Origin of the sequence: Enterococcus sp. DIV0183 (assembly GCF_050541505.1) — a bacterium.
Classification (GTDB): domain Bacteria; phylum Bacillota; class Bacilli; order Lactobacillales; family Enterococcaceae; genus Enterococcus; species Enterococcus faecalis.
This window is the reverse complement of sequence record NZ_CP172932.1, coordinates 2,531,066-2,543,829: the sequence shown is the minus strand read 5'-3', so window position 1 is coordinate 2,543,829 and position 12,764 is coordinate 2,531,066. Positions and strand designations below refer to the sequence as shown.

The following is a 12,764-nucleotide window of genomic DNA, read 5'->3' as shown; positions in this document are numbered from 1 at the left end:
AAGTTTTAGTTAGTTTTTGAAGGTGTGTTTGGTATTGTTTATAACTAAAACTTATATTTAAAGAAAGGAGTGAATGGATATGCCACTTTATATGGAGAATTATTTGCTTGCATTGCAATCAAAATATTCACAAGAAATAACTGTAAAATGGGTTTGGGCAGTTGTAATATTACTTTCAGTGATTGGCTGTATTGGTTATGCAGTTTACTGTAGTTGGGTAGGTGGAACATTTGCTGGGAGTATTAAAATTGGTGTTCCCGACTTGGTACACGTTACCTTCAATTGTAAACGTTGATATTTAAGAAGGAAGGAGCCTCTATTTTATGGAGGCTTCTTGTTAAGAAACTTATGATAAGAATTGAAAATTTAACAAAAAAATTTGATAGGAAAGTTTTAGATAATATAACTATCTCATTGCCTAAAAACCGAGTTAGTGTGATTGTAGGTATAAATGGAAGTGGGAAAACTACTTTATTAGATTGTATTGTAGGATTGAAAGATGCAACGTCTGGAAAGGTATTTATTGAGAGCTATTCTAATGATTCTGAAAAGTTTAAAGAATGTATATTCTATATACCATCGGAATTTTATCTACCTAATTATATGACGGGTAAAGAGTACTTAAACTTTGTTTTATCAAGATATCGCTGTAGTGATATAGAACGGATAGATGATTTTTTAGAACTATTTGATTTAAAATTTGCTGGAACTAATTTAATAGAATCGTACTCATTTGGTATGAAGAAAAAAATACAAATAGTTGCAGCAGCACTAGCTAACACTGATTATATATTAGGTGATGAAATATTTAATGGACTTGACTTTGAGACAACATTGCTTACGTTAGAGCTGTTTGAAAATTTATCTAGAGAAGTAGGGATAGTGATTATTTCTCATAATAAATTAATTATTGAAAGGTTTTCAGAGAATATTTTATTGATGTCCAATGGCAATTTAACTCCATTTTTAGGGGCGTCAGAGAATTTAGAAAAAGAAGTGATAAGTACGGAGAAAATTCATGAAAAAATTAAATACATCAAAGGATATCATCCTATTAATCGAGTTATTTATTGATAATGCTTTACGAGGTTTGCTCAAGCACTCTATTTTGTCAAAAAAGAGTACTCGCATCGTAATAGGTGTGTGTATTTTTTATCTATTTTGCATACTTTTTTTATAATATGAGTGAACTAGCTAGAATTGTACCAGATTCAGAAAAAATTAGTCATATTTTGATAGAACAAGGTCGAAAAATAACTTTTTATAGTTATTTTAGTAATACATTTGTTTTAGGTATAATAGCATATATTTTAGTTGATAATACTGTTGCATTAGATAAAAACTCCTTATTTTTTGTGAAAACATTGCCTTTTAGAAAGAAAGACATCAGCTTATCTTTTATGCTATTCAAATTTGTAATTATGATATTGCTTTATGAATTAGTTATGATCATTTCTACGCCAGCTATTAAACTTGTGACGACTGTTCCTATTGAATATGTCATTTTTTTTATTGTTCAGCATCTTTTTTATCTAGTGGTAATTGGGGTGATTGAGTTTATACATTGTTTGTTTACATTCTTTTTGAAACGAAGAGTGAAACAAATTAATAGTCTCAAAGTGATAGGTGATAGTTTATTAATGATTTTTGCTACTTTTTATTTTTTTGATTTTCGTTATGGTTTAGAATTATTTCTAGCAAACCAATTGTGGAGTATCTCCTATATGATTCCTATCACTTTTTTTCTAATAGTGGTATGTTTAATGCTTATTAGTATAGGCCTATTAAGACTAATTAGTATTCTTGAAAATCAAATGTCTCAACATTCAAAATATATATACATTCCATTCTTAAATAAAGTTATATTTCGTTATAAAGCGAATTGGTATTTTATTAGTTTTACTACAGTTGTTATGTTGGTTATTTTTTTCCAAAGTGGTTTAAGAACAATGTTATTCATTTTGACAACTGTTATGGCCTTTTCAGGCGTTTTATTATTAAGCTATGGAGATATTACTGCTGATTTCAGAAAACAATATGATTTATTGAGAATAAAAATTAGAAATGAATGGTTGAGTCAACTATTGCTAGTGATAATGTTGGCAATGCCATTGTTACTACTTTGTTTTTGGGGATTTGGGGAGTTAGCTCAACTAATTACAGCGTTGTCGTTATCATTAGTAGCTATAATTTTGGGATATGTATTTCCAAAATCACAAGGAAGTTTAAATGAAACGACTTCATTATTGTTATTATTTATTGTATTTGTTCTAGTTAGTTTATTGACAAATCGCTCTTTTGGTTGGTTGATTCTAATTGTTTTAGTACTCTTGCATTTGTTAGTAATTAAGAAGGTGAGAAATGAAAAAGAATAGTAAATATTTAGGAAGTATAACAGTTATCTATTTGTTAGTTCTTGTGATCGAAACATTATGGGAGCTATTCCATACCAGTCGCACAGAATCAACGAAAGTCACTACCTTATTAGGAATTACGATTGATAATCGTATAAGTAAACATGAAATTTCAACTACTTTTGGTTTGACAATTAAGGTATTAGTACTCTATTTGTTGTTATTGTTAGTTGTCTATATTTTGACTGGGTTATTTGGAAAAAAGAAAATATGATTATTAAGTTATCAATATTGTATGTGTTGTCAATATATGTCGTGTTACTTGTACATGAGTGGTTACATTTTATTTTAGCCAAATTCTTCAAATACAATGCTTATATAAAGAGAGTTGGTCTATACCCATTTAAAGTGGTGTATACGAACAGAAATAATCCTCTAGATAATTTATTGATTTCAGCGATATCTCCGCTTTTCTTGGTTATAGTAGGAATAATTTTGCCATTAAATTATTATACTGTGATTTTAAAAGTATCTTGTATTAGTAATATTTTTAATCTCTTACCGTTTACTGCAGATGGAGAAATAATTTTGCTTTCAATTTTTCAAATTTTTAGGAGGAGAAATAAATGAAAAAAAGAAAAGTGTTCATTATTTTTCTTGTTAGTTTGATTATATTTGTTTTTGGTTATTACTTAGCGTTTAATCAAAATAAGTATGTATCATATAATGACGAGACAAAACAGTTTGTACATACTGATACTTCAAAAATAATGGAAAATCTGGTGAACAGACAACAAGGAATTTATTATTTTGGCTTTCCGACTTGTCCTTGGTGTCTAGAATTATTACCAATACTAGATAAAGAATTAGATAAGGAAAGTATGAATGCTTATGCTGTAAATACTCGTGGTGATGACTATACAGAAAATGATGATGAATTATTACAAAAATTTTATCAAAAATATACTGGGGATGAGTCGCTTTCTGTACCTTTTATTGTTGCTATAAATAATAAGAAAGAGGTGCAGGTTCATATAGGCACAGTAAAGAATCATGATGCGACTAAAACAAAATTAAAAAGACGACAAAAAGAAGAATTATCCCAATCTTTAAATGAGATGTTAATATTTAGTGAAAGTGAATAACTGAATGCTTTTTTTATTGTCTCTTGCTGGTACGTTTATTCAAAAAATTCCGAGAAAACGTTGCTACGTTTTCTCTTTTTTTATGGGGTAGCAGTGGCTGATTTGATAGCTGGAGAGGTGATTTATTTATTTTTTTCTAAAAAATAATGAGAACACAGTGAATAACAGGCTTTTTCTGAATAGAACCATTTAAAAAAAGTGAAAAAAAAAGTATAATGAAACAAGGTGTAAATAAATGTAAAGGAATGTGGAGAATGGACAATCAGTTAACAACAGAGTTAAAAGAACGTTACGGCATTGTTTTCCATGATGTCAATCTATTAGAGCAAGCTTTTACTCATTCATCCTATGTGAATGAGCATCGCTATTTAAAATTATCCGATAATGAACGTCTTGAATTTTTAGGAGATGCAGTTTTAGAATTAATTGTTTCACAATATTTGTATTTAAAATTCCCAGAACTTCCAGAAGGAAAATTAACGAAGATGCGCGCAGCCATCGTTCGGGAAGATAGTTTAGCCAAATTTGCGAAAGAATGTCACTTCGACAACTACATTTTATTAGGTAAAGGAGAAGAAGCATCGGGCGGACGAACACGTGCATCATTATTATGTGACTTATTTGAAGCCTTTTTAGGTGCCCTCTACTTAGACCAAAAAGTTGGCGCAGCCAAGAAATTTATTGAAGACGTTATTTTTCCGAAAATTGATGCCGGTGCTTTTTCACATGAGATGGATCACAAAACACAATTACAAGAAGTTTTACAACGCAAAGGCGATGTTTCAATTGAATATCGCTTAATTAAAGAAGAAGGCCCTGCTCATGACCGCACCTTTTTCACTGAAGTTTACATGAATGGTGAACTCATTGGGTTAGGCCAAGGAAAATCGAAGAAGTTAGCTGAACAGGATGCCGCTGAGCGGGCACTGAAAAGTATTCCTCAGTAAGGCTGGAAGGAGCAATATTCGTGTATTTAAAACGAATTGAAATTACAGGATTTAAATCATTTGCAGATAAAACCATTATTGAATTTGAAGATGATGTGACAGCAGTGGTTGGTCCGAATGGAAGTGGGAAAAGTAATATCACGGAAGCCGTTCGTTGGGTATTAGGTGAACAATCTGCGAAAAACCTTCGCGGTGGCAAAATGAACGACATTATCTTTGCCGGTTCGGAAGGTCGTAAACCGCTAAATATTGCGGAAGTTACCGTGACGTTAGACAACAGCGACCATTATTTAGCATTGGATTATAGTGAGATTAGTGTCACCCGTCGTTTAAAAAGAACGGGCGAAAGTGACTTTTTTATTAATAAACAAGCGTGCCGTTTAAAAGATATTCAAGATTTATTTATGGATTCAGGGTTAGGCAAAGAATCTTTTTCAATTATTTCGCAAGGGAAAGTTGAAGCGATTTTTAATAGTAAACCTGAAGACCGTCGTGGGATCTTTGAAGAAGCAGCGGGCGTTTTAAAATACAAACAACGGAAGAAAAAGGCTGAACAAAAGCTTTTCGAAACTGAGGACAACTTAAGCCGTGTCCAAGATATCATTTACGAGTTGGAAGACCAATTAGTTCCTCTAGCCGCCCAAGCAGATGCGGCTAAAAAGTATTTAGCTTTGAAAGAAGAACTTACCGAAATTGATGTCAATTTAACTGTGACCGAAATTCAAGAAGCAAAAGCTATTTGGGAAACGAAAACGCAAGAATTAACAGCCATTGAAGAAAAGTTAGCTGGCGCAAGTAAGCAAGTCCATGACTTAGAAGGAAAATTGGTACGTTTACGAAGCAAGCGCAATCGTTTAGATGAACAAATTGAAACGGAACAACAACAATTATTACAAGTGACAGAAGCGTTGAAACAAGCAGAAGGACAAAAAAATGTTTTAATTGAACGTTCCAAACACACCTCCCAAACGGCAAGCGAATACGAAGAGACATTGGCAGAAACGGCCGAAAAAATTGTTCGTTATCGAGAAGAATTGCAGACGCTGGAAACAGCAATCGCAGAAAAAACGGCACAACGTCAGACGTTAAAAGAAGCATTGGCTTTGGCAACGAAAGATGTGGAAAAATATAGTAAGTCTTCTAAAGAATTAATGGAAGAATTGCGCAGTCAGTATGTGGAAGTCATGCAAGAACAAGCCAATACAGCCAATGACTTAAAATATTTAGAACGACAATATCAACAAGAAACAGCTAAAAATCAACAATCGCTAGCAAAACACGAAGCGCTAGAAGAACAGATGGTTGAAGCTCTCGCAATGAAAGAGACGCTAGAAAAAGAGCAAAAAGTTGCAAAACAAGGCTTACAAGAACAGTTGGAAGAATACACTGCGTTGAAAGTAACGCTTGAAGCCAAACGTGAACGATTAGCACAGCGTCAAAACGATATGTACCAAGCGATGAATCAAGTGCAACAAGCGAAGGCACGCCAAAAAAGTTTGCAAGAAATTCAAGAAAATTACGCTGGCTTCTATCAAGGCGTGAAAGCTGTATTGCGTCACAAAAACCAACTAACTGGGATTGTTGGCGCAGTGGCTGAGTTAATTGAAGTGCCTAAAGAATATACGTTGGCGATTGAAACGGCCTTAGGTGGTGCGGCGCAACATATTGTTGTGGAAAATGAGAAAGATGGTCGAGCAGGCATCACCTTCTTAAAACAACAACACAGTGGCCGAGCAACCTTTTTACCATTGACTACCATTAAGCCACGCTCTGTATCGGCGATGGTTCAGAATCGTTTGGCTGGTGCACCGGGCTTCGTGGGGATTGCCAGTGAATTAGTTCGTTATCCAGAACAAGTACAAACCGTTATTCAAAATCTCTTAGGCGTCACGATTTTAGCGGCAGATTTAACGAGTGCCAACCAGTTAGCAAAATTAGTCAATTACCAATATCGCGTTGTCTCATTGGAAGGCGATGTGATGAATCCTGGCGGTTCGATGACTGGGGGAGCCAATAAACGTGGCAACCAAGGAAGCCTATTTTCACAAGCGCAAGAACTTCAAACAATTACTGAACAAATGACTCAATTAGAAACACAACTAAGAAGTGTGGAACAAGAAGTCCAAGCGCTCTCGCAAGAAGTGAAAACAGCCACGGAACGTGCAGAAATGTTGCGCTCTGCTGGTGAACAAAATCGCTTAAAACAACAAGAAATTGACAATAAATTAGCCAATCAAACAGAAACGATTACTCGTTTAACAAAAGAAAAACGCTTGTTTGAATATGAATCACGTGAATTGCATCAATTCTTAACCGAATATCAAACGAAAAAAGCCACATTGACAGAGCAACAAGCAAACTTAACGGCAACGAAAGAACGTTTAGATGCTGAAATGAAACAAGTGGAACAAGAAGCTAGCCAAATGGAAACCTTTAAAGCCCAAGCGCAAGAACGCTTGACGACAGTTCAAGCAGAACAAGCAGTAGCGGCGGAACAATGTGCCCATTTTGCTCGTCAAAAACAAGACAAACAAGAACAATTGGACGAATTGTTGATTCGAGAAACGGCCATCCGTCAACAGCTACAACAATTAAGTAGCCATTCTAGCGATCACCAGTTAACCGAAGAAGGCTTAGCGGCACAAGTCGCGCAATTAGCGGAGAAACAAACAGCGTTGCAAACGTCTTTACAAACGGCACGCAGTCAACGACAAGCGTTGCAAGAGGAAGTAGACGAGTTAGATACAAAATTAGCGGAAGAAAACAAACGCCAACAACAGTATTTAGCAGATAAAACACAAATTGAAGTCCTAAAAAATCGTGCAGAAATGCAATTAGATAGCTCGTTAAGTTACTTACAGGAAGAATACAGCTTAACCTTTGAAGCTGCCTATGAAGCGTATTTCCCAATCGATGATTTAGCGCAAGCGCAGCAAACAGTGAAACGCCTAAAACAAGAAATTGAGCGGTTAGGACCTGTTAACTTAAGTGCCATCGAGCAATTTGAACAAGTCGATGAACGCCATCAATTTCTAGTCAGTCAACGTGATGATTTATTAAATGCGAAAGAACAATTATTTGAAACCATGGATGAAATGGACCAAGAAGTGAAAGAACGGTTTAAAGAAGTCTTTGAAGCAATTCGTGGCCAGTTCAAAGTGGTATTTCCTAATATGTTTGGTGGCGGACGGGCAGAACTGGTGCTAACCAACCCAGAGGATCTCTTGAATACAGGGATTGAGATTGAGGCGCAACCACCAGGGAAAAAATTACAACATTTAAGCTTGTTGTCTGGAGGCGAACGGGCATTAACGGCGATTGCGTTACTCTTTTCAATTATTCGTGTTCGACCAGTTCCGTTCTGTATTTTAGATGAAGTAGAAGCAGCTTTAGATGAAGCCAACGTTGCTCGTTTTGGCCATTATTTAAGCGAATTTGAAGATGGTACACAGTTTATCGTGGTGACGCATCGTAAAGGGACAATGGAAGCCGCAGATGTTTTATATGGCGTGACTATGCAAGAATCTGGGGTTTCAAAAATCGTTTCAGTTCGCTTGGAAGAGGTCAAAGAAGGTGGCGCAATTGAAAAAAGCAATTAGCCAGAAGCAAGGAGGAGCGAACGTTTGATAAAATTAGTTGCTATTGATTTAGATGGAACATTATTAAATAGCCAAAAAGAGATTTCTTTACGGAATAAACAAGCACTGATGGCTGCGAAACAAGCAGGCGTGAAAGTTGTTATCTGCACAGGTCGACCTTTGGCAGCTATTGGTCCTTACTTAGAAGAATTAGGTTTACAAGAGGAAGGCGATTATAGCATTACTTTTAACGGCGGATTGGTTCAAAAAAATGATACAGGGGCCATTATTGAGAAAACATTGATGCCCTTGGAAGCGATTCATGAGCTGTACCAATTAGCAACCACACTCAACATGCCGTTTGATGTCTTATCCGATGAGGTCGTGATGCAATTGCCTTCTGCACCTAATTATCCTTCAATTTATAGTTCTCTAAACAAATTATTAACCTTTGAGTCCTACAAATTAGAAGAGTTAACCCCGAATCGAATTTATAATAAAGTTGTTGTTGCGATTGATGAAGCGTATTTAAATGAACGCATCAAGGAAATTCCAGCCTCTTTTTATGAGCGTTTTGAAATTATTAAAACGCGAAATAACTTATTAGAATTTATGCCAAAAGGGATTACGAAAGCCTATGGTATTTCCTTGTTAGCCAAAGATTTAGGAATCCGTGCAGAAGAAATCATGACCCTAGGGGACGAAGAAAATGATTTACCGATGATCGAATACGCTGGCTTAGGTGTCGCCATGGCAAATGCGATTCCATTAGTTAAAGAAGCCGCAGATGTCGTTACAGACACGAATGACCAAGATGGCGTTGCCAAAGCGGTCGAAAAATATATTTTAACGCCGTTGGAAGGAGGCCAATAAGAATGGGATTTTTTGATAAAATTAAAAAAGCTTTTTCCGCTGAAAAAAAGGAAGAAGAAAAACAAGAGATAATTGAAGAAACAGTAGACGAAACACCTAGTGATGAATCAGCGCCTGCTGAATCAAAAGAAACCGCAGCAGAAGAGGCGCAAACAACGCCAGAAACGACAGCGGAAGAAGTCACAGAAACAGCCGATTTAACAGACAACGCTGAAATGGAAAAATTAGCTGGCGTAGAAGAAGCGTTAGAAGAAGAGCCAGAAGAAATCTTGACAGAGGAAACACAAGAAGTTGTTGTGGAAGCGCCTGAGGAAGAAAGTAGTGTCGTAACTCCGTTGGCAGAACCAACAGACACGCAGGTTTCAGAAGAAATTGAAGAGTCGAAAGAAGAACAAGTCCAAGAAAAATATGAAAAAGGTTTGGAAAAAACACGTAAGACATTTGGTCAACGGTTGAACGAATTGTTTGCTAATTTCCGGAGCGTTGATGAAGATTTCTTTGAAGAATTAGAAGAAACGTTAATTGGTGCAGACGTAGGCTTTGATACATCCTTAAAAATTACAGAAGCCTTGCGACAAGAAGTGAAACTGCGAAACGTGAAAAAACCAGCTCAAGTTCAAAATACCATCATTGAAAAAATGGTTGATTTGTATGAAGAAGCAGGAATTAATGAAAATAATGCGATTAACTTACAGCCAAATGGCTTAACCGTGATTTTATTTGTTGGTGTTAATGGAGTTGGTAAAACAACCAGCATTGGTAAATTAGCCCATCAATACAAGTTGGAAGGAAAGAAAGTTTTAATGGCCGCTGCCGATACGTTCCGAGCGGGCGCCATCGATCAATTAGTTGTTTGGGGTGAACGGGCTGGCGTTGAAGTTGTGCGTGGGAATGCTGGCGGCGATCCAGCAGCGGTCGTTTTCGATGCAGTGGAACGTGCCAAAGCAGAACAGGCCGATGTTTTGCTAGTGGATACAGCAGGTCGTTTACAAAATAAAGTCAACTTAATGAAAGAATTAGAAAAAATCAAACGAGTCATCCAACGAGAAATTCCAGATGCGCCTCACGAAGTTCTCTTAGTCGTGGACGCAACTACTGGGCAAAATGCGATGACACAAGCCAAACAGTTCAAAGAAACAACCGATGTCACTGGCTTAGTTTTAACCAAACTAGACGGAACAGCCAAAGGTGGTATTGTCATTGCTATTCGGAATGAATTACACTTGCCAGTGAAATTAGTTGGTCTAGGTGAAGGCATTAACGATTTAGAACCATTTAATGCCAACGATTTCGCAATGGGCTTATTTAAAGGCTTATTAAAAGATGTTTAGTTGTAGAAAATAACAGGTTTGGGAAGAACGTGGGACAGGAGTATTTAGCTTCAAGAATGAAGAAGCTACTCCTGTCCCGCCGTTTATTTTAGGATTAGGACGGATGTTCTAAGTTCTTTCTAAATTGTTTCTGAAAAAAATGAAGGAGTGAGGGAGAAGATGACAGAACAAATGTGGATTGAGAAGTTAGGATTAGAAGCGCATCCTGAGGGCGGTTATTTTAAACAAACCAATAAAAGTGAACAATTGATTCCGACCAAACGAGGCGAACGGGCGTTGCATACAGCGATTTTGTTTCTATTAAATACAGAAAGTCCGTCACATTTTCATCGTTTAAAAGCGGATGAATTATGGTTTTTTCACGATGGTCAGCCGTTAACCGTTCACTGTATTTTTCCTGATGGAACGTATCAAGCTGTTCAGTTAGGGAAAGACTTAGTTCAAGGACAACAGCTTTCGTTCTCAGTTCCTGCCGGTACAATCTTTGGTTCTACAGTAGCGACAGGATTTGCGTTAGTCAGTTGTGTAGTTACACCAGGCTTTGAGTTTGAAGACTTCGAGTTATTTACTCAAGCGGAATTGTTAAACGATTATCCACAACATAGTGAAATCATTCAGCACTTGGCTTATCGAGAATTACCTTAAGAAAACGTTTTAGTAACATTTCTTTTATGAATATGCTAGTATAAATCAAACAAGCTTGTTGATTTTGTCGCAACGCACAGTTAGCTGTCGTAGATGATTAAAAGAGAGGGATGAATCACATGGGCACAATGGTTTTTGTTAACTTCCCAGTAGCGGATGTCCAACGTTCTACAGCCTTTTATGAAAAACTTGGATTCAAAAAGAACGAGGAATTTTCAACAGAGGAAGCTAGTTCGATGATGTGGGATGATCAATTTTGGATTATGTTGTTGAACCATGACTTTTATGGAAAATTTATCCAAGAAAAGCAAATTATTGATGCGCAAACAACCAGTGGAGCATTAATTTCCTTTAGTTTAGAGAGTGCCGAAGCCGTAAAACAGTTTGGCGAAACCGCCAAAGCTAACGGAGGCAACTGTTACCGAGTTGATATGGGAATACCAGAAGAGCAAATGTATGGCTTAGAGGTGCAAGATTTGGATGGCAATAGCTTAGAACCTGTCTGGATGAAGATGTAAAAAGAGCCGCAAAATCTCTACAGATTTTGCGGCTCTTTTCCTACAAAAAACTATTGTAAATTATTGGCATTAGTAGCTTCAACGCCATAAGAATCAGCTACTTTTTTCAAGCTAAATCCTTTTCCGTAGACTTCACTCGCACTCATTGAAATCAAAAAAGCTTCTTCATCAATATCAAGAATGGCTTCTTTTAAGCGGGGAAAATCTTTTTCACGAATGACAGTCATTAAGAGCATGCCTTTCGCGCTTCGATAACCGCCTTCGATTGGCACCAAGGTCACACCTTTATCTAGTTCACGTAATAAGCGTTCTTGAATAGCGACATATTTTGGTGAAATAATCATCACATTCTTCGAGCGAACCAGACCAACTTGAATCATGTCAACGACACGACCAATTGTAAATAAACAAATTAAAGAGAATAGCACAATATCTGCATTAAAAGCATACATTGCTGATAAAATGACTAAACCATCGACGAATAAAATAGCAATACCTAAGGAAACTTTGAAGTATTTATTGACAATTTGTGAAATGATTGCTGTCCCACCAGTTGAAGCATTGCCACGGAAAACCAAGCCTAGGCCAGCACCTGTAATAATACCGCCAAATAATGCTGCTAGAAAAATATTATGTGTTAAAACAGGCATCCCTGAAGTAATTCCTACAAAAAATGGATAAATAAGACTGCCATAAATGGTTTTGACACCGACCTCTTTCCCAAGAAGTAAGAAACAAAGCACTAAAAGAGGAATATTGATGGCGTAAAGAACAATGGCGGGACTAATCCCGAAAACATAATTAATAACAATACTAATGCCATTGGCTCCGCCTGCGACAAGTTTATTTGGCAATAAGACCGCATTGATTGAAATGGCCAAAATGAATGCACCGACTGTTACATAGGCGGTGTCTTTTAAACGTTGGGCTGTAAAAAATTTGTTCATAAAATACCTCCAATTATTTATTAGTTTAGTGAATGATGACATAAAAAAAGACAGAACATGAGAGACAAGCCTAATCGACTTATGTCCCACACTCTAAATCTTCAACTAATCAACTGAACACTTTTTCCTTATACTAACATGAAATACGACAAGAAAACATAGTGAACAAACAATTTTTTGGAAAAGAGGTCGGGACAGAACCGTTTAGCTCCGAGAACCAAGTAGGTACTGATTAACATCTATTTGCTTTGCAAATAGATGTTAATCAGCAATAAGAAGAAATTTCCGAAAATTGCTCTTTAATTTTTGGAGACCAAGTAGGTATTGTTCATCATCGAATCACTACGTTCTTCGTGATTCTCAACAATTTCGGCTTATTTCCGAAGGACCTTCAACTCTTAGAGCTTTAGCTCTTAGAAGTTGTTG

12 protein-coding genes are annotated in these 12,764 nt (G+C 36.4%); 11 read left to right on the top strand and 1 reads right to left on the bottom strand.

What is annotated here, in order from left to right; translation table 11 throughout:
* Positions 1 to 73 precede the first annotated feature (73 nt).
* From IGK72_RS12300 to IGK72_RS12250, 11 genes are all read left to right on the top strand, one after another.
* A complete protein-coding gene (locus IGK72_RS12300) occupies positions 74 to 295 on the top strand; it encodes a hypothetical protein (RefSeq protein WP_002368444.1) in 222 nt (73 codons plus the stop codon).
* Positions 292 to 1,074, top strand: a complete 783-nt coding sequence (locus IGK72_RS12295; protein ID WP_165548671.1) for an ATP-binding cassette domain-containing protein — start codon at positions 292 to 294, stop codon at positions 1,072 to 1,074. Before IGK72_RS12300 ends, IGK72_RS12295 begins: the two co-directional genes overlap by 4 nt.
* A gap of 107 nt (positions 1,075 to 1,181) precedes the next feature.
* The gene (locus IGK72_RS12290; protein WP_011109583.1) at positions 1,182 to 2,375 is read left to right on the top strand and encodes a hypothetical protein; all 1,194 of its coding nucleotides are present in this window, start codon (positions 1,182 to 1,184) and stop codon (positions 2,373 to 2,375) included.
* Positions 2,362 to 2,628 (top strand): hypothetical protein, encoded by a 267-nt coding sequence (locus IGK72_RS12285; protein WP_002368441.1) that lies wholly within the window; start codon positions 2,362 to 2,364, stop codon positions 2,626 to 2,628. Before IGK72_RS12290 ends, IGK72_RS12285 begins: the two co-directional genes overlap by 14 nt.
* A gap of 352 nt (positions 2,629 to 2,980) precedes the next feature.
* Complete coding sequence (locus tag IGK72_RS12280; RefSeq protein WP_070416076.1) at positions 2,981 to 3,499, top strand: transporter; 519 nt, start codon at positions 2,981 to 2,983, stop codon at positions 3,497 to 3,499.
* A gap of 254 nt (positions 3,500 to 3,753) precedes the next feature.
* Positions 3,754 to 4,446: a ribonuclease III gene (gene rnc, locus IGK72_RS12275; protein ID WP_002354946.1), complete on the top strand. Its 693-nt coding sequence runs from the start codon at positions 3,754 to 3,756 to the stop codon at positions 4,444 to 4,446.
* 20 nt (positions 4,447 to 4,466) lie between these two features.
* The gene (smc, locus tag IGK72_RS12270) at positions 4,467 to 8,045 is read left to right on the top strand and encodes a chromosome segregation protein SMC (protein ID WP_070416077.1); all 3,579 of its coding nucleotides are present in this window, start codon (positions 4,467 to 4,469) and stop codon (positions 8,043 to 8,045) included.
* A gap of 24 nt (positions 8,046 to 8,069) precedes the next feature.
* The gene (locus tag IGK72_RS12265) at positions 8,070 to 8,897 is read left to right on the top strand and encodes a Cof-type HAD-IIB family hydrolase (RefSeq protein WP_002354948.1); all 828 of its coding nucleotides are present in this window, start codon (positions 8,070 to 8,072) and stop codon (positions 8,895 to 8,897) included.
* A 2-nt stretch (positions 8,898 to 8,899) separates the two neighbouring features.
* Positions 8,900 to 10,228: a signal recognition particle-docking protein FtsY gene (gene ftsY, locus IGK72_RS12260; RefSeq protein ID WP_002385216.1), complete on the top strand. Its 1,329-nt coding sequence runs from the start codon at positions 8,900 to 8,902 to the stop codon at positions 10,226 to 10,228.
* Between the two features lie 159 nt (positions 10,229 to 10,387).
* The gene (locus IGK72_RS12255; RefSeq protein WP_002381091.1) at positions 10,388 to 10,873 is read left to right on the top strand and encodes a cupin domain-containing protein; all 486 of its coding nucleotides are present in this window, start codon (positions 10,388 to 10,390) and stop codon (positions 10,871 to 10,873) included.
* Positions 10,874 to 10,992: 119 nt separating this feature from the next.
* Positions 10,993 to 11,391 carry a VOC family protein gene (locus tag IGK72_RS12250; RefSeq protein WP_002354951.1) on the top strand — a complete coding sequence of 133 codons (399 nt, stop codon included), beginning with the start codon at positions 10,993 to 10,995 and terminating at the stop codon, positions 11,389 to 11,391.
* Between the two features lie 50 nt (positions 11,392 to 11,441).
* On the opposite strand, the gene IGK72_RS12245 is transcribed toward IGK72_RS12250, so the two are convergent.
* Complete coding sequence (locus tag IGK72_RS12245) at positions 11,442 to 12,338, bottom strand: YitT family protein (RefSeq protein ID WP_002368434.1); 897 nt, start codon at positions 12,336 to 12,338, stop codon at positions 11,442 to 11,444.
* Positions 12,339 to 12,764 lie beyond the last annotated feature (426 nt).